Here is an 18,354-nt window from a genome sequence, read left to right on the forward strand (position 1 = left end):
CGGTGCCGTACTAAGCGAAACGCGCTCCCATCGAAAACGGTAGCTTTGCGATGTCTCAGAGACATCAGGGACTACAGCGACAGCAGGAATTTGGTTTACCTGTTGTCCCTGCCGTCACTGCTGTCCCTGAAAACACGCGAAATACCCTTTTATTAACATCGTCTTCCCCGAAGGCGCGAAACAACTAACGAAGGAGAGACAACATGAAACTAGGCTTATTGACCGCCATGTTTGGCGACAAGCCCCTCAAAGAAGTCCTGGAGATCATCCGGCCTCTGGGCTTGAACACCGTGGAACTGGGCACCGGCAACTACCCCGGCGATCCCCACGCCCCCCTGCAGGAACTGCTGGGCTCCAAGCCGAAGCGCGACGAGCTGCTGGCCCTGATCAAGGGCGAAGGACTCGAAATCAGCGCCCTGAGCTGCCACGGCAACTGCCTTCACCCCGACAAGGACTTCGCCAAGAAACATGCGAAAGTACAGACGGACACGATCAAGCTGGCGGGCCTGCTCGGCGTGAAGACCATCAACGACTTCTCCGGTTGTCCCGGTTCCGACCCGAAGGCTACCAAGCCCAACTGGGTCACCTGCGCCTGGCCGCCGGACTACCTCGAAATCCTCGACTACCAGTGGAACGAGGTCGTGATCCCCTACTGGACCAAGCAGGCCGCCTTCGCCAAGGAAAACGGCGTCCGCGTGGCCTTCGAAGCGCACCCCGGCTTCGTGGTCTACAACCCCGAGACCCTGCTGAAACTCCGCAAGGCCTGCGGCAAGAACCTCGGCGCCAACTTTGACCCGAGCCACTTCTTCTGGCAGGGCATCGAACCCATCGAGGCCGTCAAGGCCATCGGCGGTGAGGCCATCTTCCACGTACACGCCAAGGACTCCAAGGTCGACGCGCGCAACGGCTCCATCAACGGCGTCCTCGACTGCAAGCACTACGGCGACGAGGCCAACCGCTCGTGGGTCTTCCGTACCTGCGGCTACGGCCACAGCCTCGAATGGTGGAAGGACTTCTTCTCCACCCTCCGTCTGGTGGGCTACGACGGCCCCATCAGCATTGAGCACGAAGACAGCTACATGTCCAGCCAGGAAGGTCTCACCAAGGCGGTGGAATTCCTGAAGCAGTGCATTATCTTCCAGAAGAAGGGCGCCATGACCTGGGCCTGATGCGGGGAAAATTCGACGCAATCTTCGGGAGCGCTGATATGCCAGCGCTCCCGTCGTCTTTTGAGTGCGGGGGCCCGGAGCCACAGCGGGAGCCGAGGTTTCCAGCGACAACAGGAAATTGGGGTATTTTCCACATTGCCGTGGGTTCTTAGCGGCCCGTGGGAGCACAATAATTGATGCCATCAATAAGTTGTCATATGTGATTACTTTTGCCGTTTGAGTTGGTCATTTTTGCATCATATTCGGTTTTTACCGTTCCAGAATCCATAAAATCGAGGTGTTGGCCGACGGTATTTTGTCAATCGCTAACCTTCGGGGGCATCAACCCGGGGGCGCAAATGCGCGAAAAACGGCAGTTTTTCGGCACCACGCGCCACAATTGCCAAATTGGTGCGAGAAATTTCACGTGACACGACGGGGTGACGAAAATTTGGCACGCCCCATGCTCTATTGAGGACAGCCCCTGCGGAACGGTTTCGGAGCGGGCGAGAACCTCGGTAGAATGCCCTCGCGGGCAATGTGGGACTAAAGCGCAATGAAACGAATGATGCGGTACTTGAATGTCGGTATGCTGACCCTGATGGCTGCGGGCAGTGCGTCGGCGATAACCGTTGACGGACAGTGGAATGATTGGTTCAGCTATGCCGGGACTTCGGCGGAAAACTGGAGCCAGAGCTCGGCGTCCGGCTCCCTGCTGAGCTCGGCCATCCGCTTCCAGGACGATCCCGAAAACGACGCTTCCGGCGGTCAGAACTACGACATCGAGCAAATCTTCTACTACTACCAGGATCTGGATGCGAACGCCTACACGGGTGGCACGTTGTACATCGGCATGGTAACGGGTTACGAGCCGTCCAACACCACCTACCGCGCCGGTGATATGTTCATCGATCTCGGCTACACCGGTGGTCCCACGACCTACGACCTGGCCATCGCGACGGGCACCGAGTCCAACTCGCGTTTCTCCGACGTCTGGTCGAACAACGGCTGGTCCACCAGCGGTGTTGTGATCCCGGCCCATTCCGCGGGCAGCCCCTACCGCGTTCGTGACACCCAGCCCGGCGCGACCTTCTACACGAATGCCCAGGTGGACTGGGACACCGGTGTAGGACCCGGCTCGGCCCACAATTTCCTGGAAGTCGGCCTGAATCTGGACGGCAACCTGGAACAGTTGATCGCCCTCGGCGGCATCGGCCTCCACTGGACGATGGCGTGCGGTAACGACTACGTCAACGTCTACGACACCAACCCCCTTTCGACGGTTCCCCCGACGCCCCAGAATCCCGTACCCGAACCGGCCACGATGGTCCTCTTCGGCATGGGCGCCGGCCTCCTCGCGGTGCGCAAGCGTCTGGGAGCGAAGTAGGCCGCAAGGGCTTGCCCCACTCACTTGAAATTATCTCCGGGCCCGTGTCTCCCACACGGGCCCGGATTCTTTTTTTTGGGCCGTTGTACTTTCATGTTCCCGCGCCGTATGCTAGTCCCATGTGGCGAGGCACGCAACGCGGAAGAAAGGAGAACCCATGTCCCCGGGACTGGCTCTGCTTCTGATAGAGGCGCTTACGGTCTACGGGTTGGTTTTTCTGGTTCACGCCACGCGAGACCGCTTCACCCTGTTGCCGTACTATGGGCTCCTCGGCGTACTCGCGGCGACCCTCCGCTGGACCACGGATGCGGGCATCGAGTACGAAGTGGGACCGCTGACCCTAATTCTTGGTTCGGTGGTATTTTTTACGTCCATCCTGTTCGGCGTATTTCTGCTCTATCTCTTTGACGGGGTTAAGGCGGCGCAGATCGGCATTTACACCGTGGTGTCGGTCTCCATTCTCTCGCCGGCGGTCGCGAATATCTTCCAGTTTCAGCTCATGGAGATAAGACCTGAGGAGGCGGAGCGGATTGTACTCAGCCCGGCGCGGGTCTATGTGGCATCGACGGCGGCCATGGTCATCGACTTTCTCTGTATGTCCATGGTGTGGGAGTTCCTTGGGCGTCGCTGGAGCCGGCTGCCGTACCTGTTTCGTATCGCGACCTGCCTTCTTACGGCGTACTGGCTGGATGCCTTCCTCTTTTCGGTTGGCGCATTCTGGGGGGATCCCGATTTCAACGGAATTCTGACGGGCAATCTGATCAGCCGCGCCGTTCTAACCGTGTGTGTCGCTCCGATAGTCACGCTGTACGTGATCTGGGAGTCGCGCCGCCACCACTATGAGATCACACCCCGCCATGTCATGGCGCTGCTGCATCAGAGCGCCCGAACCGAGCTGGATCTTTCGGACGCGCGGCACGAAATCGAAGTGCGCAAGCGCATCGAGAAGGAACTGCGGCGCCGGGACGCGATCCTGCGCTCGCTGGCCTATACCGCGGAGCACTTTCTCAATGGCGGCCGGGACGCCATCGGTGTGGCCGAGCTGCTGATGACACTGGGAAACGCATTGGGCGTAAGCCGGGCCAGCATCTGCGAGATCGAGCAAGAAGCGGCCGGCGGCGCGCTTATCCGCGAGCGCTACCTTTGGATGTCGCCAACGCTCCCGTCGTCGCGGCACGGGGCGTCCTGGGAGGGCGCGGCATTCGGCGCCGAAGGTCTCGGCCGCTGGGAGCGGCTCCTCTCCCGCGGCGAGCCGGTCCAGGGTCTCGACCGCGACCTCCCCTCGGAGGAGAGGCCGGCGATGCACCGCCGTGGCGTTCTGAGCATTCTCGTCCTGCCGGTATTCGTGCAGGAGGCGTGGTGGGGCTTTCTCGCCTTTGAGGATTGCGAGACGTCACGGGCCTGGCCCCGCTCGGAGATCGACGCACTCAGGACGGCGGCGGGAACGCTGGGCGCGGCGATCCACCAGCGACGCATCGAAGCGGCGCTCCTGGCGACCAACGAGCGCCTCGATCTGGCGCTCGAAGGGGGCGATCTGGGGTTGTGGGACTGGGATATCGGATCCGACCAGGTGGTATTCAACCAACAGTGGGCCGCCATGCTCGGCTACACGTTGAACGATCTGGAGCCCACCACGCGCGCGTGGCAGAACCTCATCCATCCCGACGACAAGCCCCGGTTGCGCACGATCATGCTGGCGCACTTGAAAGGTGAGACCCCATTCTACGAGGTGGAAGCGCGCATGCGCAGCCGCAGCGGCCAGTGGCACTGGATCCTGAGCAAGGGCAAAGTCGTGTCGCGGGATTCAAACGGTTGGGCGCTGCGCGCCACGGGCACGCACCTCGACATTACGCTGCGCAAGGAAACCGAAGAGGCGCTGCGCCTGTCCCAGGAGCTTTTCCGGCTCATGTACGAAGAGTCGCCCCTGGGCCTGGCGCTCTGCGCGATGGACGGCGCCTTTGTCCAGGCGAACCGCGCGTACCTGAAGATCGTGGGTTACACGGAGGAGGAGATCCGCGAGCTCCGTTATCTGGACATTACCCCCGCGCGCTTTGCCGCCCAGGAAGAGGCCCAGCTCCAGTCGATGCGCGCCACGGGCCGTTACGGTCCCTACGAGAAGCTCTACATCAGCAAGAGCGGCGGGCTGATCCCCGTGCTCCTGAACGGCTGCCTCGTGGAGGGGGCCGACGGCAAGGAATACATCTGGTCCATTGTGGAGGACATCAGCGCGCGCAAAGCGGCGGAGCAGGCGATCGCCGAAGCACGGGCCTATGAGCGGGAAATCGAGACGCGCATTGAGGAAACACTCCTGCGCGGCCGTCCACCGGCCCATCTCGATGGCGTGGAAATCGCGGCCATTACCGTGCCGAATCAGCATCTGGATGGCGACTTTGCCGAGTTCATCCCGTTGAATCCCCGATGCTTCGACGTGCTCGTGGGCGATGTGATGGGGAAGGGCATTTTCGCGGCGCTGGTGAGCGCCGGGGCGAAGAGCCGCTTCCTGCGCGCACTGGCCACTCAGTTGGCCAGCGCGCAGGGCGACCGCCACCCCTCGCCGGCGGATCTGGTGGAGGCGGTGCACCGGGACATCACACGCCAGTTGATCGATTTGGATTGTTTTCTCACCCTGTGTTACGCGCGCTTCGATCTCGATGCCGGCCGGGTGACGTATGTGGATTGCGGCCACACCAAGACGATTCGGTACCGCCCCGGAACCAACGCGTGCCTGCTGCTGGAAGGGAGCAACGTGCCCATCGGCTTTCTCGAAGGGGAAGACTATGTAGAGCACGAGACGGATCTAATGCCCGGCGACCTGTTCATTTTCTACTCCGATGGCTTGACCGAAACCCGGAATCTGGAAGGGGCCATGTTTGGCGTGGATCGCCTGCAGGAGATCATACGGATTCACGCGTCGCTCGATCCCGCCGATCTCACCCACAAAGTGGTGGAGCTGGTGGGCCAGTTCTCCGGCGTGGACGCGCCCGGAGACGATCAAACCTGCGTGACCGTGCGGATTCAGGATCCTCTTGCGGACGCCCGAACGGTGAAGGTGCGCCTAGCCATTCAAGCGGTGCCAGAGCAACTGGTCGTCGCCCGGACCTTTATTCAAGAACATCTGGCGGCTCACGCCGCGCTGCTGGGTGGAGAGGAAGACTTCAGCCGGGTGGTGCTGGCCTTTGTGGAGGCGCTCTCGAATATCATCAAGCATTCTTTCGGCGGGGGCGCGGAGAAGCGCATCGACATAGAGCTCCGCAGCTCCCGCAATCGCCTGAGCATTGACATCGTCCATGGCGGAACCCCCTTCCGGCCGCGGAGCACGCCCCTGCCCGATCCCAGACAGCGGCGGGAGGGCGGCTACGGCCTCTATATTATGAACCGGTGTTTCGACCAGATTGCCTATGAGACGACGGGATCCGGCAGCCAGTGTATCAGCTTGTTGAAATTGTTTTCTCCGGCCTGGCGCGTGCCCCCGCCGCAGACCGGTCCGGAAGGGTGACGGGGTCGCGTGATGGCTTGAAATAGGTGGAGTGGCCCTATACAGTAGTGCCTCTGGAAGTACGGGCGATCTCTTCCACGCGTCGGCGCGTCCGGGTTTTCGCCCCCATGTAGGAACCACTCATGTCTGAACCCGTAGCCCTGGCGGTTGCCGCCCACCCCGACGATATTGAATTCATGATGACCGGAACACTACTGCTGCTGGGGCAGGCCGGATACAAACTCCACATGATCAACCTGGCTTCGGGCTGTTGCGGTTCGATGGACGAGAACCGCCAGACCATCGCCACGCGGCGGCTGAGTGAAGCTCGGGAGGCGGCCCGGGTGGTGGGGGCCAAGCTGCACGACCCCATCGCGGATGATCTGGAGGTCTTCTACACCAAGGAGCTGATCCAGAAGATGTGCGCCGTGGTGCGCGTTGCGCGACCGACCATCATGCTGCTGCCATCACCGGAAGATTACATGGAAGACCACATGACGTCGAGCCGCCTCGCGGTGACGGCGGCTTTTGTGCGTGGCATGCCCAATTTCCTGACCGCGCCGCCCCGCAATCCCACGTCCCAGCCCGTCACGCTCTATCATGCCCTGCCCTATGGCCTCCGCGACGGCATGCGGCGGGTGGTTCGTCCCGGGCAGTTCGTCGACATCACCTCGGTGCTGAAAGAGAAGCGCGCCGCGCTCGCCTGCCATCGCAGCCAGAAAGAGTGGCTGGACAAAACCCAGGGCGTGGATTCATACCTGGACACGATGGAGAGCATGTCGGAAGAAGTGGGACGCTGGAGCACGGTCTTCGCCTATGCCGAGGGCTGGCGTCGCCATTCACACCTGGGATTTTGTGACGAAAGCGCCGATCCCCTCACGGAAGCCCTGGGCGACAAGGTGCTCACTTCCGTGGCCTATGAGCGGGATCTAAAACAGGATCCGCTTCGGGCAATGAAACGCTATCGGCAGCGAAGCTGAATCAGGTCCGACCGAAGTAACACTTGCCGCTGAGCCAGAGCCACTGGTGGCCCGCGCCGGCGATTACGCGCGGAATTACATAAGACAGTAAAATCTCGTCTTCTTCGGCGGCGGGGATGAGATCGCGCTCCGTGAAGAAGGAATCTTTGATCCGCTGGTAAATCGGAGTCATGACGGTACTCCTGAATAGGGAAGTGTCTGTAAGATATTACCGCAGTATCGCTCAAATGTCACTATTCGCATGATAGTTCAGAACCCCAAACCCTTCGAGCCGGGATGAGGCAACTGCCGCGCCGGCCATTCAGGGTGTCTAGATCAGGAATCCGTCCGGAACTCAAGATGCGTAAGTCATTACAATATATGGGTTTGATGGCTTCCGTCCTGTGGTTGGGCGGGTGCCCGCTCCTCAACCAGTTTCTGGATGCACCCGAAAGCGCCTTCGAGGGAGCGCCCACCGCCGGAGAAGCGCCGTTGACCGTGCTCTTCACGGATGCCTCCGAGGCGGGCTCGACGAATATCACGGAGTGGCAGTGGGATTTTGGCGACGGGTCCACCTCCATGCTCCGGAACCCCAGCCATATCTACACGGCGCCGGGAAACTATACGGTGTCTCTCACGGTGACCAGCAGCGTGGGTACCCACACGGCGCTCCGGCGGGATTACATCAAGGTCGTGGAGAAGCCCGATGCGGACTTTACCGCGTTCCCTCTTTCCCGGGGGGCTCCCCTGACGGTTTCTTTTGCCGACACATCCTCGCCGGGCTCCGCGCCCATCACGGCCTGGGAATGGAACTTTGGTGATCGGAGCCCTATCGGCACGGAGCAGAACCCGAATCACGTCTACACCGCGCCGGGGCTTTATACCGTCTCGCTGACGGTGACCACCACGGCCGGGACGGACAAAGAGACCAAGGTTCAGTTCGTCAACGTGGCCGGTGCGCCCGTGGCCGACTTCACCTCCGACTTCAGCCCGGGGGTGGCTCCACTGACTGTAAAATTCACAGACGCCTCCGCGACCGGGACGGCCACAGTCCTGTCCCGCGCGTGGGAGTTCGGCGATGGTGGTCTGTCCGCAGAGCAAAATCCCTCTCACACCTACACTGCTTCCGGCGTGTATTCCGTGTCGTTAACCCTGGAGACCACGGCAGGCACGGACAAGGTGACGAAGGCCCAGTACATCACGGTGGAGCAGGGACCGGACGCCGCGTTTTCTGGAACACCCCTCGCCGGTCCGGCGCCCCTGTCGGTTCTCTTTACGGACGAATCGACACCGGGCACCCAGGCGATTACGCGCCGCCAGTGGGACTTCGGCGACGGCGGACTGCTGAGCACCCAGACCAATCCCACGCGCGTCTATACGGCCCCGGGAAAATACGATGTTTCCCTGCGCGTGACCACGCCCGCGGGGACAGACACCCTGCTCAAGCCCGAATACGTCACCGTAACACCCGCGGCGGCCTTCAGCGCCAACCCGGCCACCGGCACGGGTTCACTTTCGGTGCAATTCACCGATCAATCGGACCTGGGGAAGTACCCTGCGAGTGCCTATGCCTGGAGCTTTGGCGACGGCAAGAGCAGTGCGGAGCCCAGCCCCACGCACACCTATGAGGCTCCGGGCGTCTATGACGTGACCCTGGCGATCACAACGGAGCTGGGGGAGAGCGTCTCGGTTCGACCCGGCATGATTACCGTGAGTCCAGACGCGGCCTTCTCGGCCGCACCCGTGAGCGGTGCTCCGCCCCTCAACGTGGTGTTCAAGGATGAGACCGTGCAGGGCGCTATTACGGTTTCCGGCTGGAGCTGGAGCTTCGGCGACGGCGCTTCAAGCACCGAGCAGAATCCCAGCCACGCCTACACCGTGCCGGGTCGTTACACGGTCGCCCTTCAGACCGCCACGGCGGCGGGTGTCGATACGGAACAGAAAGCGGGTCTGGTGGAGGTGAAGCCGGTGGTAGATTTCGCCGTGGATTCCCCCACGGGCCAGGGGTCTCTTACGGCGGCCTTTGAAGACACCAGCAACGCGGGCAATTTGAATGTTCTCGGATGGCACTGGGACTTCGGCGACGGGGCGAGCAGCGCGGCGCGAAATCCGACCCACACCTATGAGGCGATCGGCACCTATGACGTGGCCTTGACGATCACCACCGCGATAGGAGACGAGCGTATCGAGAAGGCGGGCTTCATTCGCGTTGGTCCCAGGGTGGACTTCTCCGCGGACAAGGTAGCCGGAACCGGCGCGCTTTCCGTGGCCTTTACGGACAAGACCGACCCGGGTACACTTGAGATCGCGTCCTGGAAATGGGATTTTGGCGATGGCAAGACAAGCGACGAGCAGAATCCACAACATGACTATACCCCGGGTCTCTTCGATGTCGGACTCACGGTCACCACGAGCCAGGGTGAAAGCGCCACGGTCAAGGAGGCTCTGATTCTGGTAAGTCCCGAGGTGGTCATCGGCGTGGTACAGCCCACGGGCCCCGCGCCCTTCGAGGCGTCATTGCTGGACCTGACGCAGGTGGGCGCCTTTGCCGTGGAGGGTCGGCTGTGGGAGCTGGGGGATGGCGCCACCAGCGAGGAAAAGGACCCCGTTCATATCTACGAAACGCCGGGCAAGTACACGGTCACGCTTACACTAATCACGAATGGCGGCGAGTTTTCGAAGACCATCGCGGACTATATCACGGCCCAGCGCGGTCCGACCGCGGCCTTTAGCCACACCGTGATCCGGGGGGGCAATCCCGCCGACCCGGTGACGGTTTCTTATGTGAGCATGGCCCTCCCCGGCGACGCGCCGATCTTGAATCAGGAGTGGGATTTTGGAGAATCCGCCATCGCCACCGAAGAGGCCGCCGCGGAGGCGAACCCTACGGTCACCTATCCCGGAACCTTGTTCGACACGGTTCCGCAAGATGTTTCGCTCACGGTGCGCACGGTCATCGCGGAGAATGTGCTGATCAAAGAGAATCTCTTTGGCGCGCCGGTGGCGAAGTCGATGGTTCCAGAGGAAGTGCTCGGGGACGCCGTGCTTACGGCCATCGCGACCGACGCCAGCGGCGACGTTTGGGCGATAGGTTCGGCGGAGTCACCCATCGTCTTGCGCATGAACCCGGAGGGCGGGCAGCGATGGGGCGTAGCGTTGGAGCCTGAGGCCCGCATGACGCTTCACGGGGTGCACGCCCCGGGAGACGGGACGGTTTATGTCGCGGGGGAAATGGGCAAGACCGCCTGGATCGGGCGTTTCGATGCGCTGGGCGAACTCCTGTGGGAGTTTCGTCTTGATGATGCGTCCGCTACTTCCGCTATGGCGCTGTCCACGCGCGGTGATGGCGCCGTGGTGTGTGGCGTGCGTCGTGCGGATGAACGAGGGGGATTCGACCTTCAACTGGTGGAATTGGATGAACGAGGCCGACTCCTGGCGAGTAACCCGGCTAAGCTTGCCCTGGGCGAAGGTGATCGGGCGCAGATCGCGATCGATGCGGATGAAGTCCTCGCCATGGTCGACCGTGACAGCGCGACCAGCGTGGTTTCGCGTCTCGCGACGGGCCAGGCTGCGTGGACAATTGTTGGCGCCTTCGAATCGGGCCCGCCGCTGGCGATTTCCGGGGCGCAGCCGATGGGAGGGGCCGTCTGTGCCGTTGGGGACCGGGATCGAGGCCGAATTGTCCGGGTAGCACCTGGCGGCATGGCGGAGACGCTGTTGAACGTGCCGAGCGATGTCGTCGCGATTTCGGCTTGCGAAGCGGGTAGCGAAGTGACCTGGCTCTTACGCGATGGGGACGACCACCGTTGGGAGTTCGGGCGGGAACGAATAGGGGAATAGAGGTGGAAGTATCGCTCCCTCGATGCCGTCAACGGTGCGGCGGATAATGGTGCCCTTCCCCGCATCGGGGCACGATGCGAAGCCTACGGAAACAGCGCCCGGAGGTTTTCCGAATCTGGGCACTCCCCGTATTCGCAAAGCTCGAAGTACTCGGCGTGGGTGATGGAGTCCGCCTTCTGTGCGCCGTAGCGATCGGCCAGCGCAATGCGGGACTTCTCGGCGCGGGATTTGAAATAGGGATCCCAGGTTTCCTTCAACCACGCCAGCCTGCCGTTGGCATCGTAAGGCGGGCTGGTGGGAGACTTCATGATCCAGGGCAGCCACTCGTAAAACTGAGAGTCCATGGCGTCAAGCATTGCCCACTTCACGTCCATCACGTCGCTCACATCCACGGCAACGTCCATTCGAAAGGGAGAGGGCCGCGTGAAGTCATCCATCATGTAGAGGAAGACCGGGTTCTTCTTCAGCGCGGGAATATGGGGGCAGAAGTTGGGCACCATGACCATGTAGGCCGCATCCTGTACCGCGATGGCGCAGTAGCGGTGGTCGGGGTGATAGTCGTAGGGGCGATGGGTCAGGACGACGTCGGCCTCCCACTCGCGGATGATTCGGACCACCTCGCGCCGGAGTTCCATGGTGGGCATGAGTTCGCCATCGTGATGATCCAGAACCAGTTCGTGAAATCCGCCGATTTCGGCGGAACGTCGCGCCTCTTCGCGACGTCGAACGGCCAGCGCGCCCCCGCTGATTTCGTGGTGGCCGATATCACCATTGGTCATGGAAACGAGCAGGACACGATGGCCCGCCCGGGCCCATTTTATGAGGGTTCCGCCGGCATAGACTTCGCCGTCATCGGGATGGGCGCCAAAGCAAACGATATTCATGGGTGTTACTGCGCGGCGCCGATGGCTTCCGTGGCCGCGGCATTCGCCGGCGCCGCAGGTGCTTCCACGGGCGCTGCGGCGGGCGCGGGCTCCGCGGGTGCCGCTTCGGCGGCCGGGGCGTCCGCCGGCGGGGCCAATGCGGCATCGGGTGCGGCGGGTGCGCTGCCGGGATCGGCCGCGGGTGCGCCTGGCGTGGGCGCCGGCAACTCAGGCGCTGCGGCGGGGCCAGCGGTGTAGTTGATGCGGAAGGCATTGCCGATCAGGTTGCCCGTGTCCTCCGCAGCCCCCGTGTAGGTGGCGGGATCGATGGTGGCGGGATCGGTCCCCGTGGGCGACATGATCACCTGCGCGGTCGCGGAGATAAGCATGGTGGACGGCAGTTCGCTCAGGCCCTTGATCGCATCCACGCGAAATTCCATCGGATATCCGCTGCCATCGGCCAGCCGGTGCTGCGGGGCCGTGTGGGCATCGAGGATAGTCTGAAAACTCAGGATTTCTTCTTTGCTTCCCTTGACTATTTCGCGATGTACCGTCCCGCGCACCGCCACGGGGCGCGAGGCGAAGCTATCCGTGCTGTTGAGCGCAACCTTGATCCAGAGTTCGGCCGGCTTCGGGTCGCTTAGATTCAGCGTGACGCTGTTCAATCGCTGCTTCGCGTTTCGGAGTTCTTCCACCGCGATACCCGGCACCGGACCGCCTTCCAGCGTCAATTCCAGCGAGACTTTTGCCTCCGCATCACCCACGTCGACTTTCTCGGTGTCCGATACGACGGGGCTTTTCACTGCGGCGGAGCCGTCCGCGGCCGGGGGAACGGTTACTTTTTCTTCGCCGCAGCCGCTCAAAGCCAGCACGAATACTGTCAACGCTACCATCAATTTCATGGTCTGTAACTCCCGATCGTTCAATGAATCCAAGACTATAATCGAAGGATCAAACCACAACGGCGTCCAGTTTCGCAAGTCGGTCCGGGCGTGTGCCGGGGGGCGGGGGAGGGGGGCGGGAACATGCCAGGAACGCATGGGGGGCTTACTCGCCCCGGCGCTCATCCTCGGGTGGGGCCGGTCGATTCTGGGCCTTTCGGAGGGCCGCCCGGAATTCTTCACTGCCCAGGGTGTCCTCGAAAAGCTCCTTTTCGCCCAGGCTGTATTGCATGCGAATGTAGCGCAGGTCCAGCAGGGCCATATACAAGGCGACCAGCAAGGACACGAGGAAAAGGCCCCAATAGGCAATTTGATACACCGGTTCGAGGCTGGTCACGCCCGACCGCGTGCCGGACCAGGCCATGACGCCGCAAACGGCCAGACTGATCAGGCCGATGCGTCGCCAGGCGCGCTGATTGAGTATGGAATCACGCCGCTCAGTTATAGGGCACCCACACTCTCTCTTCGTAGGTCTCGCCGGAAGGTGTGCGGACGATACGAACGTCATAGTGGCCGTTCTGCGTGCGGACCGGGGCGGTCTGCACATTCTGGGGGTAACGGCGCTGGCGCCGTTCATCGACCTGATCGCCGACGATGGCGCCCGTGAGCGCGCCCGCACCCGCACCGATCAGAGCGCCTTCACCGGCATGGCCGGACTGGTTGCCAATAATCGCACCCGCACCGGCACCGAGGGCGCCGCCGAGGAGTGCGCCATCTTGCGTGGGGGTCGTGTTACAGCCTGCGGCGAGGGTTGTCGCGGCAAGGAGGCCGAGTACTGTTAGCTTTTTCATTTTTACCACCTTTGCTCCGGGGCAGCATCACTGCGACTGCGGCCCGTCTTTCCGTTAGTTTACCACGGATTTTCCAATATTTCATGACGAACGGTTCTGCCCAATAGACGCAGGGGGCGAGAGTATATTCATGACATCTTGCGACGCCGCGTCGCGGGGGCTATGATAGGGGCATGATCGACGCACTGGCCCCCCTGAGACATATCGACGCCGCCCCCGTGGAGCACGAGGGCAGTACATTCATTGTCCTGCGCGACACCAGCGGCTACGTGGAAGAGCAACTTGTGCTGTCGCCCGCGGCCTTCTTCATCGCTTCGCTGCTCGATGGCCGGAAAGGCGTGGGGGATATTCAGGAGGCGTGTCGGCGCCAGTTTGGCGGCGCGCGGGTGTCGGAGGAGCAGATCCGGGAGGTGGTGGAGTATCTGGACGATCATGGCTTTCTGCAGAACCGCCAGTTTGAAGCCATCCGCGCGCGGATCGATGGCGAGTTTGCCGCAACCACCACGCGACCGGCCTGGCTGGCGGGGCGGGGCTATCCCGATGACGCCGGAGAGCTCCGGGCGATGATTGACGGATTTTTTACCGATGATCGGGCGCTCCACGCGGAAACGGTTGCAGTGGCGAACGGTCATCTGCCGGGGTTGATTGTACCTCACATCGATTTTCACCGGGGGCACAAGGGCTATGCCCACGGCTATCGCGAACTCTTTACGCGAGAGAAGCCGGACGTGGTGTTTATCTTCGGCGTGGCCCACGCGGGCGCACCGGTGCCCTTCATCCTCACGCGCAAGCACTTCGAGACGCCCTTCGGCACGCTGGAGACCGATCAGGCGATCGTGTCGCGGCTGGCGGATGCGTGTACCTGGGACCCCTTCGCATGGGAGGGGCGCCACCGCACGGAGCACTCCATCGAATTTCAGGCGGTGATGCTCGCGTGGCACTACGGACCGGGCGTGAAAATTGTGCCCATTCTCTGTGCGTCGCTTTGTGCGAGTTATGAAGACGACGCGCCGGGAGAAAATCCTGCTACGGCGCGATTCCTGGAGACTTGCCGCGCGATTGCGGCGGAGCCGGGCCGGAAAGTGGCGGTGATTGCCGGGGCGGATCTGGCTCATGTGGGGAAGTGCTTCGGCGACGATTTCGAAATTGACGACACGGTCGTGCAGCACGTGGCGGATCGGGACTATGAAGATCTGGCGCATGTTACCGAGGGGCCGATGGACGCGGACGGCTTTTACAAATCGGTGATGAAGGACCTCAACGAGCGCAAGGTGTGCGGGCTGAATTGCATCTATGCGACGCTGAAGACGCTCGATGGCGCCGTGGGTCCGGGCACGATGCATTACTACGGCTACGCGCCCGATCCCTCGGGCGGGATTGTGTCCTTCGCGAGCGTCTCGCTTGAGTAGCGGGGCGGTGGGTCGAATCGAGCGTCTGCTCGGCTCCGGCTTTCCGGGCTGCGCCCTGCTGATGGGTATCGGACTTTTCATTTTCCATCTCGTCGTCAATCGCCAGTATGGATTTCACGGGGACGAGTTGTACTTTCTGGATTGCGGGCTCCACCCGGACTGGGGTTACGTGGATCACCCGCCCTTCACGCCGCTTGTCGCGCGTGTTGCCACTTCGCTTTTTGGTATCAATCTTTTCGCCTTCCGTTTCTTTCCGGCCCTGTCGCTGGCGTTGAGTTGCCTGCTGACCGGCTGGCTCGCGCGGCGGCTGGGCGCGGGGCGCATTGGCGAGTTCCTGGCCTGCTTCTGTTTCGTGATGGCGCCGATGATTACCCGCGTCGGGGCCTTTCTGAACATTCCAAGCTTCGAACTGACCTTCTGGCTTGTTGCCGCGCACCTTCTGGTGACGATCGAGATCCGCAACGGCGGGCGATGGTGGCTCGCCTTTGGCGCGGTATGCGGTCTGGCGCTGCTCAACAAGCACACGACGTTGTTTCTGGGCACGGGCGTTGCCGTGGGGCTCATCATGACCCACCGCCGCCGCGATCTCCAGACGCCCTGGCCGTGGCTCGGCGGCGTCGTGGCGCTCCTCATTTTTCTGCCCAATCTGGTGTGGCAATACCGGAACGACTGGGCCACCCTCGAATTTGTCAGAAACATTAACGCCGAGGTTATGGATTCCCGGCTCGTATTCGTACTCGGCCAGTTCGTGCTGATGAATCTGCTCAGTTGGTGCGTGCTGGGCGCGGGGCTAATTTTCTACTTTCGGGATCCCGTCGGTCGACGCCACCGGATGCTCGCCTGGATATTCGTCGTCGTGCTGGTCGTGCTGCTGATCTTGCGATCCAAGGTTTACTATCTTCTGCCGGCCTATCCGCTGCTCTATGCCGGCGGGGCGGTGTGGCTGGAGCAGCGCTGGATTGGATTCCGGGGAAAGGTCAAGCGCGTCGCGTTATGCGCAGCCATGACAGGGATGTGGCTGTTGTTGCTTCCCATCGTGGCGCCCATCGGCACCCTGGAATGGAAAGAAGCCTACAGCGGGCGTGTCCTCGGTGATCCGACCATGCTCACCTTCGATTTTCGCTTTCAAATCGGGCGTCCCGAAGAACTGGCCACCTTCAAACAGATCTGCACTGGGCTGACGCCCGAGGAACGGGACAAGGCCGTCATCCTCACGGGAGAATACGACAGCGTATCGACCATCCATCTGCTCGGCAAGGACCTGCCCCCCGCCATCAGCGGCAGCAATTCCCACTACCTCTGGGGCCCCCAGGGCAACACGGCGGACTGCATGATCGTCCTCGGTTACGAAGAAGAGGTGCTCGAAACGTGCTTTGGCGAAATCCGGCGCGTGGGCGAATTGCCCCGGCGCAACGAAGCGAAGGACGGCTCGACGACGCGTCCAATCTACCTCTGCAAGAAGCCAACCGCGCCGCTGGAAGAACTCTGGCCCCGGCTCAAACGCTATCGATAATTACCGAACCTGTCGGCGTGTCGGATCTGTTCTTCGTCAACGAGGAAGGGCGACGAACGGTGAGCCCACCTTCGGTCGCCGATGCGGTTTCGATTTTTTCTATCGTCCCTGATGTCCCTGCTGTGCCTGCAACCAGGCACCAACACTCAACCCACAAAAAAGGCCCGGACGAGCTTCCCCGTCCGGGCCAATACTAATCACTTAATTTACTTCGCCAATTCCTTGCCAGCGTCGCCGCCGATGCGGGTCTTGATGCCGAGGTGTCGGCAGAGGGCGATGAGCTCTTCCAGGATGTCGCCGTAGCCGATGACGATGTGGTTGGACATGTGGGTCGCCATCATCTCGTTGCGGTCGTAGCCGGGGATGTGGACGTTGGCGATGGGCCACACGGGCGTGGTCTTGTTGAGGCGGTCCTGAACTTCCGCTTCGGGCAGTTCGAGAACTTCGCCGCGACCTACGTCCATACCGAGTTCGCCGAAGGATTCATAGGCGCGGGCCCAGGTGATGACGCCGGGCTTGGAGACGCCGGAGCAGGTGCCGCCGCCTTTGGGGAAGTACATGGCGGCCTGGCGGAAGACTTTGGTTTTCTTCCAGCCGCCGTAGTGCGCGGGGGGCGCAGCACCGGAGATGAGGAAGACCCAGACGAACTTGCCGTCGAAGTCGCGGCCCCAGCGCACATCGTGGAGGGTCGTTTCCGTCGGCAGGCCCTTGCGCTCCAGGATGTCGTGCATGAGCAACTGGGGCACGCCCGCGCCCATGTCGCCTTCGTTGAAGTGGGGGATGGCCTTGCCCTTCTTCACGACGTTCTTCGTTTCCGGATCCTTCACATCGGGTCGGTCCATGTTGTTCAGCATGCCCTCGACGAGGTCGGAGGCGGCGCAGACGCGCATGAGGCCGAGCTGGTAGGGGATGCCGATGGCGGCGAGGCCGTAGCGCTCGACGAAGCGGCAGGCGGCGGCGTACATTTTCATCTGCTCGATGACCTGGCTGTGGACGAGGTTCTTGGCGGGATCGGTGCCCCAGTCGAACCATGCGCCTTTCTTGACGAGGAAGTCGAGGTGCTTCTGGGCTTCTTCATCGCTCACCAGCGCCATTTCGGCCACCAGGTCGGACTGGTTGAGGTATTCGATGGGCAGGCCGATCTTGCCAAGGTGCGCAGGGTCCATGACGGCGTTGAGCATGCCCATGCAGCCCGGATCGAGCTGGCCCATGATGCGGCGGTTCTTCTTGATGTCGGCGGCGAGCTCTTTGCCGAGTTTATCGGCGGCGCTGCTGAGCTTCGCCTTGTCCGCGTCGGTGAGGTGCTTGGTGCTATGCTTGATCTCGCCCTTCGCGCACCACTCGCCCAGCTTCTCCATGAAGTAGTCGTCCTTCAGGAAGCTGTCGGTCCAGATGCGCGAATGCTTCACGTGGAGGCGGTCCAGGGTGCCCGCATGGTTCAGCAGGGCCACCAGGCCGGGCCACGTGCCGTCGAAGTTGCCGAGCAGGAGCTTCGGGCCTTCGTGGGACTGAAGCGGGCCGCAGACGTGGTGGGCATAGGCCCAGCAGCTCAGCACGATGACCACGGGGGCCTTCGGGTCGATCTTCGAGAAGACGGCCGCGCCTTCGGACTGGCGGCGGATGAAGCCGTGCTTCTTCTTCGCATCGTACTTTGTGGCGATCTCGGTTTTGTAACCGAGCTTCTTGAAGGCTTTCTGCACTTCCTTCAGGGTGGTGTCCTGCATGGGCCAGCAGACTTCGCAGGGGGCGTCGCGGAAGTCTCCGTTGGACACGAGATAGATGGTATCGTTCTTATTCATGATGGTCTTCCCAGGCGCCGCCAGGCTGATCGAATGGCGCGCGGCGCGCGTTGCAGTCCCGTCCGGCCGCGATGGCCGTACACAGCGTTTCGTCTCCGCGGACGCCGGGGATGGCGTCCGACGAAGAGCATAGCATTTTGCAATTGACAATGGACAATTGACAATTGACAATTGACAAAGGGTATCGAGCGTGGCTCGACCCATAGGACGGATAGGACCGATTCGACCG

At 62.0% G+C, this 18,354-nt stretch carries 13 protein-coding genes; 7 read left to right on the top strand and 6 right to left on the bottom strand.

The genetic code is table 11. From position 1 onward, the window contains the following. The first annotated feature begins 203 nt into the window (after window positions 1–203). The 4 genes from JNK74_00115 (at window position 204) to JNK74_00130 (ending at window position 6,990) form a co-directional block, all read left to right on the top strand. On the top strand, window positions 204–1,169 hold the full coding sequence (locus JNK74_00115) for a sugar phosphate isomerase/epimerase (protein ID MBL7644567.1): 966 nt from the start codon (window positions 204–206) through the stop codon (window positions 1,167–1,169). Between the two features lie 535 nt (window positions 1,170–1,704). Beyond that, entirely contained in the window at window positions 1,705–2,535 is an 831-nt protein-coding gene (locus JNK74_00120) for a PEP-CTERM sorting domain-containing protein (GenBank protein ID MBL7644568.1), read from the top strand. Window positions 2,536–2,692: 157 nt separating this feature from the next. Further along, window positions 2,693–6,031, top strand: coding sequence for a SpoIIE family protein phosphatase (locus tag JNK74_00125; GenBank protein ID MBL7644569.1), 3,339 nt, complete (start codon window positions 2,693–2,695; stop codon window positions 6,029–6,031). Window positions 6,032–6,153: 122 nt separating this feature from the next. Then, window positions 6,154–6,990 carry a PIG-L family deacetylase gene (locus JNK74_00130; GenBank protein ID MBL7644570.1) on the top strand — a complete coding sequence of 279 codons (837 nt, stop codon included), beginning with the start codon at window positions 6,154–6,156 and terminating at the stop codon, window positions 6,988–6,990. 1 nt (window position 6,991) lies between these two features. On the opposite strand, the gene JNK74_00135 is transcribed toward JNK74_00130, so the two are convergent. Then, the gene (locus JNK74_00135) at window positions 6,992–7,162 is read right to left on the bottom strand and encodes a hypothetical protein (GenBank protein ID MBL7644571.1); all 171 of its coding nucleotides are present in this window, start codon (window positions 7,160–7,162) and stop codon (window positions 6,992–6,994) included. A 104-nt stretch (window positions 7,163–7,266) separates the two neighbouring features. Between JNK74_00135 and JNK74_00140 the strand changes: the two genes are divergently transcribed. Continuing rightward, a complete protein-coding gene (locus tag JNK74_00140) occupies window positions 7,267–10,809 on the top strand; it encodes a PKD domain-containing protein (GenBank protein MBL7644572.1) in 3,543 nt (1,180 codons plus the stop codon). Between the two features lie 83 nt (window positions 10,810–10,892). Here JNK74_00140 and JNK74_00145 read toward each other — a convergent pair whose 3' ends face one another. The 4 genes from JNK74_00145 to JNK74_00160 form a co-directional block, all read right to left on the bottom strand. Further along, entirely contained in the window at window positions 10,893–11,693 is an 801-nt protein-coding gene (locus tag JNK74_00145) for a PIG-L family deacetylase (GenBank protein MBL7644573.1), read from the bottom strand. A 5-nt stretch (window positions 11,694–11,698) separates the two neighbouring features. After that, on the bottom strand, window positions 11,699–12,574 hold the full coding sequence (locus tag JNK74_00150; protein MBL7644574.1) for a hypothetical protein: 876 nt from the start codon (window positions 12,572–12,574) through the stop codon (window positions 11,699–11,701). A gap of 145 nt (window positions 12,575–12,719) precedes the next feature. Continuing rightward, window positions 12,720–12,950: a hypothetical protein gene (locus JNK74_00155; GenBank protein MBL7644575.1), complete on the bottom strand. Its 231-nt coding sequence runs from the start codon at window positions 12,948–12,950 to the stop codon at window positions 12,720–12,722. 100 nt (window positions 12,951–13,050) lie between these two features. Further along, a complete protein-coding gene (locus JNK74_00160; GenBank protein MBL7644576.1) occupies window positions 13,051–13,404 on the bottom strand; it encodes a hypothetical protein in 354 nt (117 codons plus the stop codon). 173 nt (window positions 13,405–13,577) lie between these two features. On the opposite strand from JNK74_00160, the gene amrB reads away from it, so the two are divergent. Both amrB and JNK74_00170 read left to right on the top strand, forming a co-directional pair. After that, entirely contained in the window at window positions 13,578–14,813 is a 1,236-nt protein-coding gene (gene amrB, locus JNK74_00165; protein ID MBL7644577.1) for an AmmeMemoRadiSam system protein B, read from the top strand. Beyond that, window positions 14,806–16,326 (top strand): glycosyltransferase family 39 protein, encoded by a 1,521-nt coding sequence (locus JNK74_00170; GenBank protein ID MBL7644578.1) that lies wholly within the window; start codon window positions 14,806–14,808, stop codon window positions 16,324–16,326. Before amrB ends, JNK74_00170 begins: the two co-directional genes overlap by 8 nt. A 206-nt stretch (window positions 16,327–16,532) precedes the next feature. On the opposite strand, the gene JNK74_00175 is transcribed toward JNK74_00170, so the two are convergent. Continuing rightward, window positions 16,533–18,125, bottom strand: a complete 1,593-nt coding sequence (locus tag JNK74_00175; GenBank protein MBL7644579.1) for a fucose isomerase — start codon at window positions 18,123–18,125, stop codon at window positions 16,533–16,535. Window positions 18,126–18,354: the final 229 nt, after the last annotated feature.

The organism is Candidatus Hydrogenedentota bacterium, assembly GCA_016791475.1.
Taxonomy (GTDB): domain Bacteria; phylum Hydrogenedentota; class Hydrogenedentia; order Hydrogenedentales; family JAEUWI01; genus JAEUWI01.

Bases quoted from the DNA above. Each gene is read 5' to 3' on its own strand.
- JNK74_00115 (MBL7644567.1), top strand. From the start codon at position 204: ATGAAACTAGGCTTATTGACCGCCATGTTTGGCGACAAGCCCCTCAAA.
- JNK74_00120 (MBL7644568.1), top strand. From the start codon at position 1,705: ATGAAACGAATGATGCGGTACTTGAATGTCGGTATGCTGACCCTGATG.
- JNK74_00125 (MBL7644569.1), top strand. From the start codon at position 2,693: ATGTCCCCGGGACTGGCTCTGCTTCTGATAGAGGCGCTTACGGTCTAC.
- JNK74_00130 (MBL7644570.1), top strand. From the start codon at position 6,154: ATGTCTGAACCCGTAGCCCTGGCGGTTGCCGCCCACCCCGACGATATT.
- JNK74_00135 (MBL7644571.1), bottom strand. From the start codon at position 7,162: ATGACTCCGATTTACCAGCGGATCAAAGATTCCTTCTTCACGGAGCGC.
- JNK74_00140 (MBL7644572.1), top strand. From the start codon at position 7,267: ATGAGGCAACTGCCGCGCCGGCCATTCAGGGTGTCTAGATCAGGAATC.
- JNK74_00145 (MBL7644573.1), bottom strand. From the start codon at position 11,693: ATGAATATCGTTTGCTTTGGCGCCCATCCCGATGACGGCGAAGTCTAT.
- JNK74_00150 (MBL7644574.1), bottom strand. From the start codon at position 12,574: ATGAAATTGATGGTAGCGTTGACAGTATTCGTGCTGGCTTTGAGCGGC.
- JNK74_00160 (MBL7644576.1), bottom strand. From the start codon at position 13,404: ATGAAAAAGCTAACAGTACTCGGCCTCCTTGCCGCGACAACCCTCGCC.
- amrB (MBL7644577.1), top strand. From the start codon at position 13,578: ATGATCGACGCACTGGCCCCCCTGAGACATATCGACGCCGCCCCCGTG.
- JNK74_00175 (MBL7644579.1), bottom strand. From the start codon at position 18,125: ATGAATAAGAACGATACCATCTATCTCGTGTCCAACGGAGACTTCCGC.